Source organism: Psychrobacter proteolyticus, from assembly GCF_003350005.1.
Lineage (GTDB): Bacteria > Pseudomonadota > Gammaproteobacteria > Pseudomonadales > Moraxellaceae > Psychrobacter > Psychrobacter proteolyticus.
Genome location: NZ_QLKS01000003.1, coordinates 153,162 through 170,708, shown reverse-complemented (window position 1 = coordinate 170,708; position 17,547 = coordinate 153,162). Strand labels below are relative to the sequence as shown.

At 42.7% G+C, this 17,547-nt stretch carries 13 protein-coding genes; 5 read left to right on the top strand and 8 right to left on the bottom strand.

Going from position 1 to position 17,547, the window contains the following annotated elements; translation table 11 throughout:
* Positions 1-33: 33 nt before the first annotated feature.
* Positions 34-1,062: an EF-P lysine aminoacylase EpmA gene (epmA, locus tag DXK30_RS07865; RefSeq protein ID WP_114701240.1), complete on the top strand. Its 1,029-nt coding sequence runs from the start codon at positions 34-36 to the stop codon at positions 1,060-1,062.
* 153 nt (positions 1,063-1,215) lie between these two features.
* On the opposite strand, the gene DXK30_RS07860 is transcribed toward epmA, so the two are convergent.
* The 6 genes from DXK30_RS07860 to DXK30_RS07835 all read right to left on the bottom strand — a co-directional run bounded on the left by DXK30_RS07860 (position 1,216) and on the right by DXK30_RS07835 (position 6,342).
* Entirely contained in the window at positions 1,216-1,857 is a 642-nt protein-coding gene (locus tag DXK30_RS07860; RefSeq protein ID WP_114701239.1) for an NAD(P)H-binding protein, read from the bottom strand.
* Positions 1,858-2,089: 232 nt separating this feature from the next.
* The gene (locus DXK30_RS07855; protein WP_114701238.1) at positions 2,090-2,539 is read right to left on the bottom strand and encodes a YaiI/YqxD family protein; all 450 of its coding nucleotides are present in this window, start codon (positions 2,537-2,539) and stop codon (positions 2,090-2,092) included.
* Positions 2,539-3,867, bottom strand: coding sequence for a 5-(carboxyamino)imidazole ribonucleotide synthase (locus DXK30_RS07850; protein WP_114701237.1), 1,329 nt, complete (start codon positions 3,865-3,867; stop codon positions 2,539-2,541). Before DXK30_RS07850 ends, DXK30_RS07855 begins: the two co-directional genes overlap by 1 nt.
* A gap of 197 nt (positions 3,868-4,064) precedes the next feature.
* A complete protein-coding gene (purE, locus tag DXK30_RS07845; protein WP_114701236.1) occupies positions 4,065-4,616 on the bottom strand; it encodes a 5-(carboxyamino)imidazole ribonucleotide mutase in 552 nt (183 codons plus the stop codon).
* Positions 4,617-4,723: 107 nt separating this feature from the next.
* Positions 4,724-5,680, bottom strand: a complete 957-nt coding sequence (locus DXK30_RS07840) for a metallophosphoesterase (RefSeq protein ID WP_114701235.1) — start codon at positions 5,678-5,680, stop codon at positions 4,724-4,726.
* A 53-nt stretch (positions 5,681-5,733) separates the two neighbouring features.
* On the bottom strand, positions 5,734-6,342 hold the full coding sequence (locus DXK30_RS07835) for a rhomboid family intramembrane serine protease (RefSeq protein WP_114701234.1): 609 nt from the start codon (positions 6,340-6,342) through the stop codon (positions 5,734-5,736).
* A gap of 428 nt (positions 6,343-6,770) precedes the next feature.
* On the opposite strand from DXK30_RS07835, the gene DXK30_RS07830 reads away from it, so the two are divergent.
* Both DXK30_RS07830 and DXK30_RS07825 read left to right on the top strand, forming a co-directional pair.
* The gene (locus DXK30_RS07830; RefSeq protein ID WP_114701233.1) at positions 6,771-8,399 is read left to right on the top strand and encodes a hypothetical protein; all 1,629 of its coding nucleotides are present in this window, start codon (positions 6,771-6,773) and stop codon (positions 8,397-8,399) included.
* Positions 8,400-8,678: 279 nt separating this feature from the next.
* Positions 8,679-10,268, top strand: a complete 1,590-nt coding sequence (locus tag DXK30_RS07825; protein ID WP_114701232.1) for an OmpA family protein — start codon at positions 8,679-8,681, stop codon at positions 10,266-10,268.
* Between the two features lie 112 nt (positions 10,269-10,380).
* Here DXK30_RS07825 and nagZ read toward each other — a convergent pair whose 3' ends face one another.
* Complete coding sequence (nagZ, locus tag DXK30_RS07820; protein ID WP_114701231.1) at positions 10,381-11,457, bottom strand: beta-N-acetylhexosaminidase; 1,077 nt, start codon at positions 11,455-11,457, stop codon at positions 10,381-10,383.
* 462 nt (positions 11,458-11,919) lie between these two features.
* Between nagZ and DXK30_RS07815 the strand changes: the two genes are divergently transcribed.
* Positions 11,920-14,130: a carboxy terminal-processing peptidase gene (locus DXK30_RS07815; RefSeq protein ID WP_114701230.1), complete on the top strand. Its 2,211-nt coding sequence runs from the start codon at positions 11,920-11,922 to the stop codon at positions 14,128-14,130.
* A 545-nt stretch (positions 14,131-14,675) separates the two neighbouring features.
* On the opposite strand, the gene DXK30_RS07810 is transcribed toward DXK30_RS07815, so the two are convergent.
* Positions 14,676-15,161, bottom strand: a complete 486-nt coding sequence (locus DXK30_RS07810) for an FKBP-type peptidyl-prolyl cis-trans isomerase (RefSeq protein ID WP_057758283.1) — start codon at positions 15,159-15,161, stop codon at positions 14,676-14,678.
* Positions 15,162-15,563: 402 nt separating this feature from the next.
* Here DXK30_RS07810 and DXK30_RS07805 point away from each other — a divergent pair, with 402 nt between their 5' ends.
* Positions 15,564-17,516, top strand: a complete 1,953-nt coding sequence (locus DXK30_RS07805) for a M61 family metallopeptidase (protein ID WP_114701528.1) — start codon at positions 15,564-15,566, stop codon at positions 17,514-17,516.
* Positions 17,517-17,547: the final 31 nt, after the last annotated feature.

Sequence of the window (17,547 nt, the reverse complement as noted above, 5' to 3'; positions counted from 1 at the left end):
CAACCAATTATTCATCAGTCGCAGTAGAGCCCAATGACTCAAGCAAATAACATTTCTTCGCAGCCTATTACTTCTCAGCCTAGCTACGCGCCAACCATGACACTTGCGATGGCACAACAGCGCGCGCAATTCGTCAGCAATATTCGTCAGTTTTTTACCAGTCGACAAGTGCTAGAAGTGCAGACACCGCTATTATCCCAAGCAGGCAATACAGACACTTTTTTGCAGTCTGTAGCAGCTCATGTGACCTATCAGGACCGCCCGCGCACTTATTATTTGCATACCTCACCTGAGTTTGCGATGAAGCGTTTATTAGCCAGCTGGCAAGTGCCTATTTATCAAATTTGTCCTGTCTTTCGTGATAACGAAATAGGCACGCGTCATAATATTGAATTTACGATGCTTGAATGGTATCAACCTCATTATAGTCTGGACGAGATGGCAACTGAACTTAATGAGTTGTTGGAGACGCTCTATGGTCATTCTGTTGTGATGAGTCATTATCGCTATGTCGATGCTTTTATGGACTTCGTGGGCATCCATCCGTTGACAGCGAGTTTAACTGCATTGCAAGCCGTTGCAGAAGATATGGGTTTGACAGGATTTGATTTTAATAATGCTGATGATAGCGAAGAAAATCGTCGTCAGAGTTGGTTGGATTTACTGTTTAGTCATGCAGTAGAGCCAAATCTAGGACATGATCTACCGACGTTGATTATAGAATATCCACCTGCGACGGCCGCACTGGCAAAAACGGCTTTAGACAAAGATGGTAATAAAATCGCTAAGCGTTTTGAGCTGTATATCAATGGCATTGAGATTGCCAACGCCTATGATGAGCTGGCAGATGGTCAGGCGTTACGAGCACGTTTTGAACAAGACAATCAATTGCGCCAGCGCCACAATCTGCCTCAAATGCCGATCGACGAGCATCTGTTGGCCGCATCCGACGACTTGATGCCTTCTAGTGGTATCGCTGTTGGTATCGATAGGTTACTAATGGTCATAACAGGCGCAAAGAGTTTGGAAGAAGTCATTCCTTTTCCCAGTGGACAAGCGTAATTAAATAAGAGGTCTTTGGCTTATTTGTAGAGTGATTACATAACAAAAAGGTCGTTACCGATTTACCAATTAGATATTGGCGAATCGATAACGACCTTTCCTACAAGCTGCTTTTACGAGCTGATATGTATAATTACATCGCAAAAAATTTACTTATACAGTGGTAATCGCTTCATTAATATCGCTATCACCATTATGCATGTTGAATACTTTACCTATGGTGTTATCTGCAGTTAGGACAGCAGCCAATGTTGTTGCGACATCTTCAATAGCGTTTTCACCAGAGCTAGTATCGTCGATAGTGATTTTACCAGTGCCAGCGCGTTCTTTTAACGCACCTGGTTGTACAATGGTGTAATCAAGCGTGCTGTTGTTGACCAACCAGTGATCGGCATAATGCTTACAGATATAGTATTCCTTCAGGTCAGAGATGCCAGGGTTTTCTTCCCATTTATCAGTCTGCAATGAGAATACGGTACTCAGCATAATGTAACGTTTGATACCTTTATCTTGTGCTGCCTGCATGGTTTTGACTGCACCATGTAAATCAACTTCTAGTACATTCTTGCCACCAGATCCTGCGACAAAGTAAACAGCATCAATATCTTGATCAAGTTGTTTTTCGATGGAATCTTTGCTGGCGGTAATGTCTAAATCTAGCTGAGTATAGCTATCGTTATCAAACAATTTTTCTTTTTGACGAGTCGTACCGATTACTTGGTGTTCATCAGCTAATAACTGCTTAACCAAATCACCGCCCACACGACCACTTGCACCAACGACTAATATTTTCATAATAATTCCTATTTTTATCTAGATTCTGTTATTTAATTTATTCAATAAATTTATTTATCTGAAAAACTGAATATAGCGTAACAAGAATAGTCAACACGCTTCGTTATAAAGCGTGCTGATTGAATGGTGTTTGGTTATAGAGTGTATACGGTTTGCAAGGAAGCAAGCATTGTTAAAAGAACATCATCTAACAAGTTTAGAATAGACAGGTATCAAATAAAATATAAAAGCACTAACGAACCAAGCGATTTAGGCCATCGGCAAAGGCTTTTTTGTCACGGTCGCCATAGGGTTTTTGTCCACTCATTTCTTGCAACTCTAGGACACCAGTGCCACGCATGGTGTCCATAAAATCGCGCATGTTGAGTTTTTGCTTGATGTTATTTTTATCATAGACCATGCCGCGTGTCGTCAGTACCATGCCGCCTTTGTCCAAAATGTCATTGGCTAAAGGTATGTCGCTAGTGATAGCCAAGTCACCTGCCTGTATCTGCTCGACGATATAATCATCTGCTTTGTCAAATCCTGATGGAACAACAGTCATGACAAGTAGGGGTGACTTGCGTAATTTGATTGGCTGATTGGCCACGAATATTGCCATGGTCTTTGTCCGTTCAGCTGTTTTGATAATTAAATCTTTTGCAATCAATGGTACCGAATCTGCATCCACCCAAATTTGCATTATTTTTTGGCCTTCTCAGTCTTTGGTGAAATTTCTGCCAAACTGTCTTTTTTAACGTCATTATTTTCTAAATCGTCGTTTTTAGTCTCTACATTTGCGGTGTTAGATGGAGTATCGACACTCGCGTACTCTTTATCCAAACCAACTTTGTTTGGCAGTATGGCAACCAGCTTTTCCATGGCAGATTCTAAGTCAGTCACGTCATTGGGCATCAATGTAATATGGGCAATCTTTCGATCATCACGCTCAGCTTTGTGATAGCTATGATAGTGAGCGCCATCGATATTTAGGACTGCGCTGATATCAGGATACTGTCCCAATACATTGACCATAATTGCCGGATGCACGTTGTCTGTATCGCCTAATGGTAGGTTGACCACGGCACGGATATGATTTTCGAACTGGCTAGTAATAGCGCCTTCGATACTCCAGTGACCAGAATTGTGTACACGTGGCGCGATTTCATTAGCTAGTATAGTGTTATGACCACGAGCGTCTTTGGTGACAAATAACTCAAGTGCCATGACACCGACATAGTCTAGATGATTCATGACTTTGGTAATGGCGTCTGTTGCCTGTTGAAACAGGTGGCTCGTACCAACCGCAGGTGCTTGGGTTTTTGCCAAAATACCATGGTGATGATGGTTTTCGACCAAATCGTAACAGCGTACCTGACCGTTTTGCGCTCGCGCTGCAATAATAGACACCTCACGGCTAAAGTTAATAAAGCCTTCGGCAATCAATGGAGCAGGTGTTGGCGTGAGCGAGCCTTTACCACTGACGGCGTCTTTTAGGTCTAACCAAGCAGTTTTAATGTCACTGTCTTGTTTGATAACGAATTGTCCTTTGCCATCGTAACCACCTCGGCTGGTTTTCAGGACAATAGGCAGACCCAGCTCTTTACAAGCGTGCTTGAGCTCAGCTTCGGAATTAACTTCCATAAATGGCACTGTCGCAATATCAAGCGTATTGAACATCTGCTTTTCTTTTAAGCGATCTTGAGCGATATCAAGTGCAATCAACGGTGGGAACATACCTTGCTTGCTACCAGATTTTGATAGGTCAGTAAGCTGTTCGACTATAGACGTCGGCGTGTTTTCAAATTCTAACGTAAACACATCAGCCGTTGCGATAAAGTCTTCTAATTGCTCATTATGAAAAACGCGACCGTATAGGCTGGCAGGGCATTCTGGATTGTCTTCTAAAAACACGCATTGGTAGCCCAATGGCATTGCGGCTTCGGCAAGCATCATACCAAGCTGACCACCGCCTAAAATACCGATGGTACGAATGGTTTGGGTAACAGGATAAGCGTTTGCTGTAGTCATGGCAGGCTCTTTGAATAAAAGTGAATGAGGTCTGGGATGTATTAAAATCTAAAACGCAATGGGTGAAAATAGGAAAAGGTGCACTGTATGCACCTTGTCTCTAGTAAGATTTGCTTGAAAATATAACGTGATAGCTTTTGTTTTTAGGCTATCAATATGAAAGACTCTGATAAAAATGCTAGTCAATCTATACTTATCTAAGGGCTGATAATACCTGGTGTTGGGCTAGCAAGGATGGTTTCGGTCTGATTCTGTCGCATCTGATCCAGCTTAGTAGCAATCGTGTCATCATGCAAGGCTAAGACTTGAATCGCAAGCAGGGCAGCGTTATAAGCACCTGCGCTACCAATCGCCAATGTCCCAACAGCGACGCCTTTAGGCATCTGTACGATGGACAACAAACTGTCCCAACCGCTCAGCATAGAGGATTTTACAGGGACACCAAATACAGGTAGCGGCGTTTGGCTCGCACACATACCCGGCAGGTGAGCAGCGCCGCCTGCACCAGCAATGATCACTTGTAGACCATTATCTTTCGCGCTTTTAGCGTAATCAAACAATCTATCAGGCGTACGGTGTGCAGAGACCACTTCACAATCAAAAGCAATGTCAAAGTCTGCAAGCAATTGCGCAGCAGCACTCATAGTTGCCCAGTCAGACTGCGAACCCATGATAATGCCGACTTTTGGCTGACCAGCAGGGGAGGTGATTGGACCGTTCTGGTTAGCAGCAGTATTCGTGGTGCTCATGATTGGATATCCTCAAAAAGACCATCATACAAAAATTTTGCTACAGTCGTAAAGCCAAGTTTGACTTTTAATACTTGTATGGCGCTAATTGCAGTGATATCACGATTTTATATATGCTTTTCATCGTGATAATGCTGAACAAAGTGATTGACCGTCAATGGTAATGGTTGTTCGGTATCTAACTGGTAGCAAGTCAGATGACCGCTATCTACTGCAGCAGAGTAGTCAGTACAGGCAACTTGTGGACTGAGTGGCTTAGGGGCGCCAGTGAGCCAATAGTGCCCAACAAACACAGGTTTATGAGTTTTTAGCGCAAACTCAATATTTTCAGCCAGTGCATCAGGCGGTATTTGTGCCAATGCGGACGATGGAGCACGAGACACTTCACGCAGGGTACGTGTATTCAGCTCATCTAGCCACCAGCGTACTCGCACTCGCGTACGTTCGGTACCTTCTTTGTCTACCATCACAATGCCATCAGGCAAACCCGTTTCAACCCCTTTTAACACTCGTTCCAAAGCGTCAAAGGCTATGGTATCTTCTTTAGCAGTTTCGACTAAACCTGCTGGAGTCAGACAGTTATCGTCAGTCAGAAGGGGCTTTAGTAACGCCATGCTGTCTGTATCCCAGCAGGCATGCACAAAACAGGCGTAGTCGGTCTCAATCCACAATGGGATTTCGTATAAACGCTGCAACCAGTACTCATGTTGCTCTGAGCCAAATGGTATCTCTGCCAAAAATGCCTCGTGTTGGCGTCTATGGATATCATTGTGCGAGCGTAAATACTGGCTAGTATTATCAGGATCGCGCGTGGCATATGCCAACGCATTATATTCATGGTTGCCCATTACTGCATCGGCTACATCGGCATCTAACATCGCAAAGACAATCTCTAACGTGGCTAATTGCTGCGAACCACGATCGATCAGATCACCGATGAACAAGGCTCGATGATCAGTTGGTGGCACAAAGTGCTGACCGTTGTGCTTATACCCTAGTTGGTTTAGCAGACCAACCAGCTTATCTGCATAACCATGTATGTCACCGATAATATCTACAATCATAATAAATTACTAAGTCTCAAACGTAAGAGTAAGCAGTCAAATTAAACAATTTTCTAAAAACCAGGTGATAATAAAGCATTTATAAAATGTGGTAATACTTTGGGCTCTAAAACAATCGTAGCAATAACCCCAAACGCCCCGCCCCACATATGAGCCATATGATTGATATTTGAGCCGCCGCGTCGATCAGCATAGATACTATAAAATATATAAGCAACAGCAAACAGTATCGCAGGGATCGGAATAATGGCAAATAAGTAAATTCTTTCCCAAGGTGCCAAGAGAATAAATGCAAACAGCACCGCTGATACACCGCCTGATGCGCCCAGACTCAAATAACTGGCGTTGTTCTTGTTTTTAACGTAACTTGGAATCATGGCAACAATAATAGCTAGTACATAGAAGACCACAAAACCGTAGCCAAACAAAAACGGTTGGTATAGCCCTTCAATAGCACGACCGAAGAAATACAATGTAAACATATTAAACAACAAATGCATACTGTCAGCATGAATGAAGCCGTGTGTTACAAAACGATCCCACTGCCCATTATTTACGGCAGGCGGATAAAATATAAGCCGATTGAGTAGTTTTTTGTTTTGCCATGCCAATAAACTGACAATAACAGTGATAATGATAATAATGGTCGTATGGTTTAACAAAGGAAAATCCTTAGGTCGCGCCCGATATGTGACAATGCTTTAGATGACAAAGTTCAAAGCCTAAGCGTTAGGGCTAAGTGAAAACGAAATATGACCGATAATTAATATAGTGCTGACTCCAAATTCTTACTGATTACTCTATTACTAATAGAGTAATACTAACAGCAGTTAGAAGAGTGCAAATGTTTATTATGTGACAAAACGATGCATTTTTATGCTTTTATAGTGAGTAATGTAGCAGTGTATCATGCGAAATAATTGAAAACTTTAGAGTTAAGTTCAAGACTAGGTTATTTGTAAGTGTTTTCTAATGCAGGTAAGAAATATCTTATCTAAACACTGCAGATAAAAGGAAAAATAAATGCTGAATATTTTATATATTCCAATTATTTTATGCATTTTAATAAGGTCGAAAAAGGCAGCGATCCATGAACATCATTGACCATTTAGAACAAACCGTTACCCCAGTAATACTGGGCGCACATAATAGCGGTGACAGTGTGGCAACTATTAGTCTACTTGAGCAGTTCTATGCGATTTTAGCGTCGCGTCTAGCTGTGCCCCAGATTTATTCACAATTACTTCGCAGTGATCAAGTAATAGTAGGTGATAGCAGCGTCGAACGTTCTTTATTTGAACAGTTGTGGGAAGATAGAGGGCTGCAAAAAGTTATTATCCAACAGCTTGCAATCACACATCACATTGATGAGTTGATCACTGCTCAATTACTTGTCAATGCCGCCTCTATAGCTCATCAAGAGCTGCATTACTTAGCAAATGGGCAGTTTTTACCAGCATTTTTGCAAGAAAGACAGTCTGAATTACGCCCATATTTACCTATTTGGTCAGCAGCTGTGATTACTATTACTCAGGGTGTCAATCAGCAAGTAAAAACAAGCTTCGGTTCAGATAGTTATAATGTGTCAATGAATGACAACACAGGGGATAGACCTGATGATTCTACTCCAGAGGTTGCTATAATCACACCGACGTCAAACAATGAGGTAGAAATTATAGAGCAGATATCAACTGTTGAGCACGTAAGCACCGAAACAGTTGATGATGATACGATTGCCAGTAGTGATGCCATTCATGCTAACCCAGCTGCTTATCATTTAGCAGAAAACAGTAGCTTGAAGCATGCGCAGGTGCGTACTCGTAACCAGCGAAACGATCTACTAATACGCGTATTTTTGTTAATAGTAGCTCTTGCTGCGCTTGCATTAGCAGCATGGGCATTATTAGTGAAACCCAATAATGAAATACCAGTGGAGCCTGCTGTTACAGTGCCTAGTGAACCAACGCCAGCGCCTTTGCCTCTAGTGCCAACAACCACCCCTGTTGAGCTCATTGTCGGTGTAGATAACGGTGGCAATTTGTACACTTGTAGTGCAACCGTTGGCGATTCTGCGCTGCAAAGCACGTTGCAACAGGCGCTCAATACAAGCTTTGGAGAACAGGCAAGCATTTGCGAATTGACCATAAAGGATGGGGTGGCAAGCACAATCGCTAATATGCCTGCGGAGATATTACCCAATGTCTTGACGATGCTTAGGTCAACATCATTTGCACGTTTGCATGTGCAAAATGATCGTCTCACATTAGAAGCGCCAGACAATATGCTACTGCAAAAACTGGTCACAGAAATACGAAGCTTAGTACCAGCGATGGTAGTCGAAAGTACAGCACCATTACCGTTACCTGATAATAGCAATATTGGTGATGCTGCAAACAACAGGGCAAACGCAAATAACCAGTTTGTAGATGACGGGGCGGGAGTTAATAGTCAATACAATAATGATGGGATAATTAGCAACTCTAGCGAATACCAAGCATCAGACGATGATACTGGAGATCGTGTGATACCAGCTCCTTTACCTAATAATAATAGCTTTAACAATACGCCCAATAGTCTACCTGCTAATGGCACTAATAGTATTCCGAATAACTTCCCTTCGAATAATCGAACGACTAGACCATCAGGACCTTTCTCACCTTCAGAAGTGGATGAGATGGCAAACACGGTCATCGTTGCTGAACCAGCTCAAGTTAGGTAACTATTTATAAGGTACGCTCTTTTACATGGCATGTGTTCTAGACTACAGTTACGTGAGCCAACCGAAACATTACTTACTGTATCATTTGCACAACAACGCGGTGACTGTGAACGTAGTCTTAATGGTCTTATAATAGATAAAAATAAACGTAGCGAAACAAGAGTCTCGGTTTAGCTGGATTTGTAGCTAATGTTGAAGCTATAACTTATCACTTGCAAAGATCTTGTGAAACAAACGCTCAATAAATGAATAAAAAATAAGTAAGGAGAGGATCATATTATGGATATCATCAATCATTTGACACGTACCGTCAGTCCCGCAGTAGTAGAAGATGGTGGGAATCCTGCTAAGAAAAACTTACTAGAACAATTCTATGCGATTTTTGCTGCTCGTCTGTCAGACAGTGAGACTTTCAACCGTTTTTCGAACGAAAACATCGCTCGTGATGACAACGCTTTTTATGACCGTGTATGGACAGAAGGCACTCACCGTGATCAAATATCTCGTGAGTTGGCGAATAAGCATGGTGTGGATGCCACCGAGTCTCGTGGCTTAATTGCAATGGCGGCACCATTAGCATTTCATGAAATTAAAAGCTTGGCAGGTAGTACACCTGTACCAATATTCTTAAGTGACAACCTCAATAGCTATCAACATCACATTCCTGCTTGGGCAGCCACAGTGTTACCAGCCAGTGCTCTTGTAGCTGCTCCAGCTGGAGCGCACATATCAGATACTGTCAGTACTGCACCGTTACAGCATGAAGAAGATAAAAACGGCAGTTTTATGAAAGCTTTACTACCTATTATTGGTCTAATTATTTTAGGTGCGCTGGCTTGGGCTCTGTTAAGAGGGTGTCAAGAAAATCCTGAACCTGTTGCTACGCCAATTGCTACAACTCAAGAAGAAACGCAGAGTGACGAGCAATTAGCAGTTGCTGCTGTCGAACCTGCCTCTTTGCGTATTGCAACAGGAGAAACTAATGAGTTATACGCTTGCCGTGTAAGTGTAGGTGATGAGACATTACAAACCAATGTTATGAATGCTTTGACTGGTGTATTTGGTGATGAAGCTAATAAGTGCCGCGCTGATGTTGATGATAATTTTGCAGTAGATATGCCAGCGTCTGCTCAGTTAGCAACGATACTACCGATTATTAAAAACGTACCGAATGCGAGCATGATTATTAAAGGCGATAACATTACTGTCAATGCTCCTGACAAAGCTGTGTTAGACAAACTAGTCGCCGACTTACAAGCAGCCGCACCTGCCATGAGAGTTCAAGCTGAAGGACCGCTAGACTTACAAGGCGAGATTGATGACAGTTTGGCTGCTGCAGATGTCGCTATGAATAATCTAGGTGAAAACCCAGATCCACGTGATGTGGCTCGTGCCTTAAGTATTCAAGTGATTAATTTCCAAGTCGATAAGGCCGTTATCCCTGAGGTAAACAAAGCAGTACTTGATCGTGCAGCAAAAATCATTAATGAAGTACCTGATATGAAGCTAATGATTATTGGTCATACAGATAGTCAAGCTTCTGATTCTTATAACATGGAGTTGTCTCTCGAGCGTGCTGAATCAGTAAAAGAGTATTTGGTATCTCAGGGTGTAGACGCTAGTAAATTAGATACTAAAGGCATGGGAGAATCAGAGCCTATTGCCGACAACTCGACCGAACAAGGTCGTTTTCGTAATCGTCGTATAGAGTTTTTAGTAAATAACGAAGGTATTGGTTCAGACGATAGTGCAATGATGGATAATGAGTCGTTTGATCCGGATCTCAACCCGCTAGATAATAATAATGACGATGTTCTACCAGATGGTGATGACGCTACCCAAGGTACCGCAATAGACCCAACCAATTAATTTATATGTCCCTATTTTGCTTGTAATTAGACAAAGGTAGCCAAACGACAAAAACCGCATTTTACAAAGGTGCGGTTTTTTGTATGCTGCTCGATGAAAGTTGAACCAGCTATTATTTATACATAGTAGGATCTATGGATGCTTTGGCAGTCTGAGCATCAGCTTGCGCATCAAAAAAAGTCTGAGTAACATTTTGCTTGGCTTGCTGCCAGTACTCAAACTGCTGGCAGGTAGATTCAAGGTCGCCTTTCCATGTTGGGATGTTGCCGCGCATGGTTTTGATACGTTGCTGGTTAGGATAAGGCAGATCTTGCGCAGCTTTAGCAGCCTCATGAGCAGCCACACGATCGTTGCACACGAGAGCAATATCACAACCAGCATCAATTGCCGCTTTTACGCGAGCACTGACATCACCCGCTGCCTTTGCACCTGCCATCGATAAATCATCAGAGAAAAGTACGCCATCAAATTTAAGCTCATCTCGAATAATATCTTGTAGCCAAATTTTGGAGAATCCTGCTGGCTTGTCGTCTACTTGCGAAAATATCACGTGTGCTGGCATAAGAGCGTCCAGACTATGTAGTGTTTGAGTAAAAGGTTGCATGTCGCTATTGATGATTTCATCTAAGCTACGCGTATCAATGGCTTCTGATACGTGAGAGTCAGGGGCGATGGCACCATGACCGGGGAAGTGTTTACCAGTGGTTGCCATACCAGCTGTTTTCATTCCGCGCATGAACTGTGTTGCAAGCGCGGTGATGGCTTGCGGCTCATGATGAAAACTGCGATCACCGATGACTTGGCTAATACCATCTCTATCCAATACGGGTGCAAAGCTCAAATCGATTCCTACAGCCAGCACTTCAGCTGCCATTAGATAACCGCAATCGTAGGCGCAGCTAAGGGCCTGACTTGGGTCTTGATTGAATAACTTACCCAATCGTCCCATAGCAGGTAGAGGCGTGAAGCCTTCACGTAGCCTCGTGACTCGTCCACCTTCTTGGTCCACACCGATAAGTATATCCTGATTGTGATAACGTATATCGTCGCATAGTGCTCTGACTTGGGCAGCATCTGTGACGTTGCGACCAAACAGTATTACTCCGCCGACCTGTGCTTGTTTAATCAAGCTAACATCTTCAGCGGTCAAAGCGGTACTATCGATATCTATCATTAAAACGCCGTACATCGCGTGATCCTTATTATTTTATATATGGTTATATTATGAGGGTGACTGATGATCTATCTATGGCTGTCTTATCGCTTAGCAGTCATTGTTCAGATGTCTTATTATGACAGCTATTATTAACTGAGCATAATGTGGCAGATTATTGGGGTCAAATCAATTTGCTAATAGCTATTAGATTCAGTCATCAAATCGATGTTGGTAGCCCTCAATTGCTATGTATGATAAAAGTGATAGAAAGTTTGGTATGTACAGACGTAGCGTGTAAGATTGCTTATACAGTTTGAGACAGTTCAGTATTTATGCGCGTGATAATATTGATTGATTTTTGACTATATATCAGTATTTAATGATGCATAAAATATAAGAATAAAACACAGCATTTATAGGTCATAACAGATTCGAGCATTTCTAATTCTGATGAATTACCCAATACTATTAACTTCAAATAACTAGGTACATATGATGAAAAAACAACCAGCACAGTGGTTACTCAGTGCAGCGTCAGTGGGCATCGCCGGTATTATCCTGACCCAAAGCTACGGTACTGCAGTCGCCGAGACCAATACAGGAAGCTTCGTTCAGACCCCTGAGCAAAAGGTCACTACCCGTCAAGTAGCCGCCTTGCTGGATCGCAGTCATTATCTTAATCAGCCTTTAGATAGTAAGACTGGTAGCGAAATCCTATCAATGTATATCGATAGCCTTGACCCAAACCATACGTTATTTTTGCAATCTGATGTCGATGAGCTGAAGAAAAAACACGCTGAAGACTTTGGCGCTCGTCTAAAACAAGGTGATCTATCTGCAGGGGTAGAGGTGTTTGATCGTTATCGCAAACGCTCAAACGAGTACTTTGCGATGGCCACCAAAATGCTCAAAACAGACATTGATTTGACAGGTAATGACACAATCATTCTTGATCGTGAAAAACTCGGCCATTTTAAAACCAAAAAAGAGCAGCGCGATTACTGGGAACGTCAGTTAAAGTTTCAGTTGATGAGCATTACGCTCGGTCAAGAAGACGAAAAAGCTAAAGAGAAAGTATTTTTAAGCAACCCAGATATCACTCGTGGACAAGACTTGGTACGTAACGATGATCGTACACCAAATGAGATTTTGCAAAATCGTTTGTCGCGTCAACAAGAACAGTTTAAGCGTCTTAAAGATGATGAAATCATGGAAACGATCTTAAATACGGCGATGCTCACTTATGATCCGCACAGTAATTACTATGCACCGATTCAAGCGACTGAATTGCAAATCCAGTCCAGTCTTCAGTTGGAAGGCATAGGTGTCTCTATTCGTCCAGATCGCAAAAATCCGGATTATACCCGTATTGTGACTTTGGTCGATGGTGGTCCAGCCGCTAAGTCAGGTCAAATCAAGCCCAATGATTTGATCGTTGGTATCGCAAAAGATGGCGAAACCATGACGGACGTGGTTGGCTGGTCAACGCGTGAAATTGTCAGCTTGATTCGCGGAAAACGCGGTACATCGGTCACACTGAAACTACGTCAACCCAACACGCCAGATGCTAGCGCCCGTACGGTCACGGTAGTACGAGACATTATTCAGCAAGAAGAGTCAGGCGTCACTCAGCGAGTGGTAGAAGTGCAGCGTCCTAATATTGATAAGACACCAAAGCGCATCGGTGTTTTAGAGATACCAAGCTTTTATTTGAACTATCGTGCGCGCCGTAACGGTGAAGACTATCGTAGCGTCAGTATCGATACTGAAAAAGCGTTAAAAGAGCTGAATAAACAAAATATCGATGGCTTAGTGGTTGATTTGCGCAATAACCCTGGTGGCTCATTAGATGAAGTTGCCAAGATGTTAGGTTTCTTTATCAAGAGCGGACCACTGGTACAGATTCGTGATAATCGTGGCAACATTCAAGTATACCGTGACAACGATGGCGGCGAGCAATTGTATGATGGCAAGATGGCGGTCATTACCAACTTAGCATCGGCCTCAGCCAGTGAAATCTTTGCCGCTGCTATTCAAGACTATGGTCGCGGATTAGTGGTTGGTAGTACGACAACTGGTAAAGGCTCGGCGCAGATTCAGCTCGATAGCTTAGCTTTAGGATCTGCCACCTTAACTCAGCGTAAATTTTATCGTGTTACTGGCGGTAGTACGCAAAATAAAGGGGTCGTACCAGACGTTGAGCTAGTCAATATCTATGACGATGCGACCTTTGGCGAGCGCGCTCAGAAAAAAGCATTACCTTGGGACACTATCAGAACAGCACCGTATAAGCCTGAAGGGAAGTTTACCAGTGATACATTGGCGACGCTCAATCAGCAGTCTAAGATTCGCCAACAAAAAGACCCGCAGTTTACTTATCTGTCGACGCTAAATGATATTCGTAACATGGATGATGAAAAGAAACCTGTTCGATTAGATATCAATAGCCGCCGAGCCAAAATGCAGCTAATTGAAAAACGCTCATTAGAAGCAGAAAACAAACGCCTTATCGCAACTAGTGAGCGTCCATACTCTAACTGGAATACTTATCAAGCAGCGATGGACGCAAAATTTGAAGAACGTAGCCGTATGAAAGCCGCTGAACGTCCAGAATTACCAGAGGATGAAGCGTTTATCAATGAGGCAGCTTACCTCATGCTCAGCGCTGAACCTAAGACAATGCTTAGCCCTGAAGAGAAGCTATAATGTGAAGTTATTATAGCGTTACGTAATCTATGTAAGCATATGCTTACATAGATTGACGTTTAGACCTCTTACCAACGAAGGGTCAATCTGCGACTATAACTGTACGGCACGATTGAACGAAACGGTTCATTGATACTAGGGATTGGTATCTTAAAGGTCGCACTAGGGATAAGTAGTTTGCTGATTAAGGATGATAAGGCTGGATGCCTGTCAGTTATGAGATGCCCCGGGATTAGGTATCACGTAACGCTAACATGGATGGTTGGTAATAAAAGCCGCATGACGCTTGTCGTTATGCGGCTTTGTTACGTCTGGATATTAATAATTTTTATGGGGGACTTTTTAATTGGGTATATTCAAGTTGAATAGCCCTGTATACGGAATTAGCACTCAGCTCATAGATGAATACATTTATATTAATTCAAAACTTACCATGAGATAAGTATAAAAAAAGGCCAGTAACCTTATCGGCTACTGACCTTTTAGATTAGATGATAAATTTAATAACTTATTATCTAACTATTTTCACTACACTCTAGAAGAGATTAGTGCTCAACGCCACCTGCACCATGTACATGGCCATGGTTTAGTTCGTCTTCAGTTGCTGCACGTACTTCTTGGATTTCAACATCAAATGTCAAACGCTTGCCAGCCAATGGATGGTTTGCATCAACAGTCACTTCTTGATCGTTTACAGCAGTCACAGTAACCAACATTACTTGGCCGCCAGCTTCTGACTGGAACTGCATACCAGGCTGAATGTCATCAACGCCTTGGAAGTTGTCACGTGGTACGTGCTGTACTGCTTGCTCTTGGTATTCGCCGTAGCCATCAGCAGGTTCAACGACTGCATTAACTTTTTCGCCAGCAGACTTACCTTCTAATTGTGCTTCTAGGCCTGGGATAATGTTGCTGTGACCATGTAGATAAGCAAGTGGCTGACCTTCTGGTGACTGGTCAAGGATATTGCCTTCGTCGTCTTTTAGTGTGTAATTGAATTTGACGGCAGTGTCTTTTGCGATAGTAGTCATAAAATATCCTAAATATATCTATGTAAAAAATTAAATACGGTTGCAATAAACCTAAAAAAGCCAATCTGCAAGCCAAAAGGCCACGTCATTAGTCAATTATCATCAGTTTATTAAAGTAACTTTAGCAGTTAGCATCTTTAATTGAGATGGCCCGCATAACTTTCAAGGCAAAAAACATAAAAAATGCCAATTAATGCCACAATTTACAATAATAACTGCTATTTTCTATAGTTAATGCATAGCGATTGGCTATTCATGGTTTAGGAGTTGCTTTTTTAGAGCAGGACTTCTAGCATAATTATAAAAATAAGGATGAGAGACACGATGACTGCATTTGCTAATACCACTACTAAACAACTAGCGAGCAATGTTTCAACCAATCATCATGATACTAAGGCTAAAATGATAGCTGATATAAGCTATCAATTTGATTTCGCCCGTTTCTACGAGCATTTGGTCGATGTATCACTGAGTTTTACAGCAGTATCCGATGCGCCGCAGCTTTGGTTACCAGCGTGGATACCAGGCAGCTATTTGATGCGCGAGTTTGCTCGAAACATCACTGCGGTACATTATCAAGTACTAGAGGCTCAAATAGCGGATAGTGACAAGCAGCCAGAGACTTATCGCGCGCAAAAAATCGACAAAAATACATGGCAGCTGCCAGCGGCGCAAGCAGGGCAGAGGGTCATCGTCGAGTACGAAGTCTATTGCTATGACTTGTCTGTGCGTACAGCCTATGTCGATCAGCAACGACTTTATGGCAATTTCACTTCACTTGCGCTAGCCGTCGAAGGGCAAGAGAAAGCACCTGCCCAAGTTAGCTTAATCGTTCCTGAGACATTTTTTGCAGACAAAGAAAGTAGCAAAGTACTGTTGGCCTGTGGTTTGGACGCTACGCACCTGCAGATTGATCAGCAGCAAAAAGACAATCAGCAAGCGAACCGTCAGCACCTCTATAAGTTACAGGCAGCCAACTATCACGAGTTGATTGATTATCCATTCGAAATCGCAGAACAAGAAAAGTTTGATTTTATTATTCATGATAATGAGCATCAGACGCTACATCATAGTTTTTATCTGTCAGGCAAGCAGAATGCCAATCTAGGTCGATTACAGCAGGATATTACTCAGATTTGTCAGACCTATGTAGATTGGTTAGGCGATGCGCCATTTGACGATTATACCTTTATGACCTTTGCTAGCGGTCAGGATTATGGTGGGCTTGAGCATATCAACTCGACTAGCCTTATCACCCCGCGCAATGACTTGCCAAGTGCCAATGAGCCAAAGTTACCGAGTACAGATTATCAGCGGTTTTTAGGCTTATGTAGTCACGAGTATTTTCACTCATGGTGGGTGAAGACGGTGCGTCCTGATGTCATGATCGATGTCGATTTACGCCGTGAGGCATTTACGCCATTACTTTGGGTATTCGAAGGGTTTACGTCTTATATCGATGACTTTATGTTGCAAGCGTCAGGTGTGATTGATAAAGTCAATTATCTGCGACTGCTAGCCGAGCAAATCAATCGCTATTATCAGACCCCAGGGCGCGGTAATCAAAGCGTGGCAGAGTCGAGCTTTGATGCTTGGATTAAGCTGTATCGTACTGATGAAAACACAGGCAATGCGGGTATCAGTTACTATAATAAAGGCGCGTTGGTAGCCCTATGTCTGGACCTAATCTTACTCAAAAATAGTGATGGTCGTTATCGTTTGTTTGATGTGGTCAAAGCTTTTTATACTCAGGCCAAGCAGAATGACAGTAAGCGAATTGGCATCAGTAGTGCTGATATGGGCTCAGTCATTGAGCAGTTTATGCCGATAGCAGAATGGGAAGATTTTGAACGCCGTTACGTCAATGGGGTGGAAGAGTTGCCAATTGAAGCGTTGCTAGTGGCAAACGGCGTCAAAATACAGGAGAATACTAAAGAAACGGCTGACAAGCATGTGCCTTGGGGTATGCGATGTAATGAGTCGCCAGCTGGGCTTAAGGTAAATCGTGTGATGCGAGATAGTATTGCGGCTAGAGCTGGTATTTCAGCGCATGATGTTATTATTGCGATTGACGGCATCAAAGCAGATACGAAACAACTTACCGCCTTGGTTAATATAGCGCATCCTGTTGAGTGCTATTTGTTCCGCCGTGATGAGCTGATGTGTGTTCAGGTTCAACCCGAAACGATAACTAAAGTTAAGTCGCGAGATGAGACAACTGGCATGACTGGAGCAGTACTTCCTCATAAAGTAAGCCTACGCTTAGCAAAAGGAGATAAGACGCTAGACAATGATAATGAGCAATTAAAAGGTGAGGCAGGTTGGGAGACATGGCTCAATGTTATGAAGCGGTAGCCTCAATGCTATATAAAATACCTTTCCATAC

Excerpts from the sequence above, each read along its gene's own strand:
- epmA (WP_114701240.1), top strand. The coding sequence starts at position 34 with ATGACTCAAGCAAATAACATTTCTTCGCAGCCTATTACTTCTCAGCCT.
- DXK30_RS07860 (WP_114701239.1), bottom strand. The coding sequence starts at position 1,857 with ATGAAAATATTAGTCGTTGGTGCAAGTGGTCGTGTGGGCGGTGATTTG.
- DXK30_RS07855 (WP_114701238.1), bottom strand. The coding sequence starts at position 2,539 with ATGCAAATTTGGGTGGATGCAGATTCGGTACCATTGATTGCAAAAGAT.
- DXK30_RS07850 (WP_114701237.1), bottom strand. The coding sequence starts at position 3,867 with ATGACTACAGCAAACGCTTATCCTGTTACCCAAACCATTCGTACCATC.
- purE (WP_114701236.1), bottom strand. The coding sequence starts at position 4,616 with ATGAGCACCACGAATACTGCTGCTAACCAGAACGGTCCAATCACCTCC.
- DXK30_RS07840 (WP_114701235.1), bottom strand. The coding sequence starts at position 5,680 with ATGATTGTAGATATTATCGGTGACATACATGGTTATGCAGATAAGCTG.
- DXK30_RS07830 (WP_114701233.1), top strand. The coding sequence starts at position 6,771 with ATGAACATCATTGACCATTTAGAACAAACCGTTACCCCAGTAATACTG.
- DXK30_RS07825 (WP_114701232.1), top strand. The coding sequence starts at position 8,679 with ATGGATATCATCAATCATTTGACACGTACCGTCAGTCCCGCAGTAGTA.
- nagZ (WP_114701231.1), bottom strand. The coding sequence starts at position 11,457 with ATGTACGGCGTTTTAATGATAGATATCGATAGTACCGCTTTGACCGCT.
- DXK30_RS07815 (WP_114701230.1), top strand. The coding sequence starts at position 11,920 with ATGAAAAAACAACCAGCACAGTGGTTACTCAGTGCAGCGTCAGTGGGC.
- DXK30_RS07810 (WP_057758283.1), bottom strand. The coding sequence starts at position 15,161 with ATGACTACTATCGCAAAAGACACTGCCGTCAAATTCAATTACACACTA.
- DXK30_RS07805 (WP_114701528.1), top strand. The coding sequence starts at position 15,564 with ATGATAGCTGATATAAGCTATCAATTTGATTTCGCCCGTTTCTACGAG.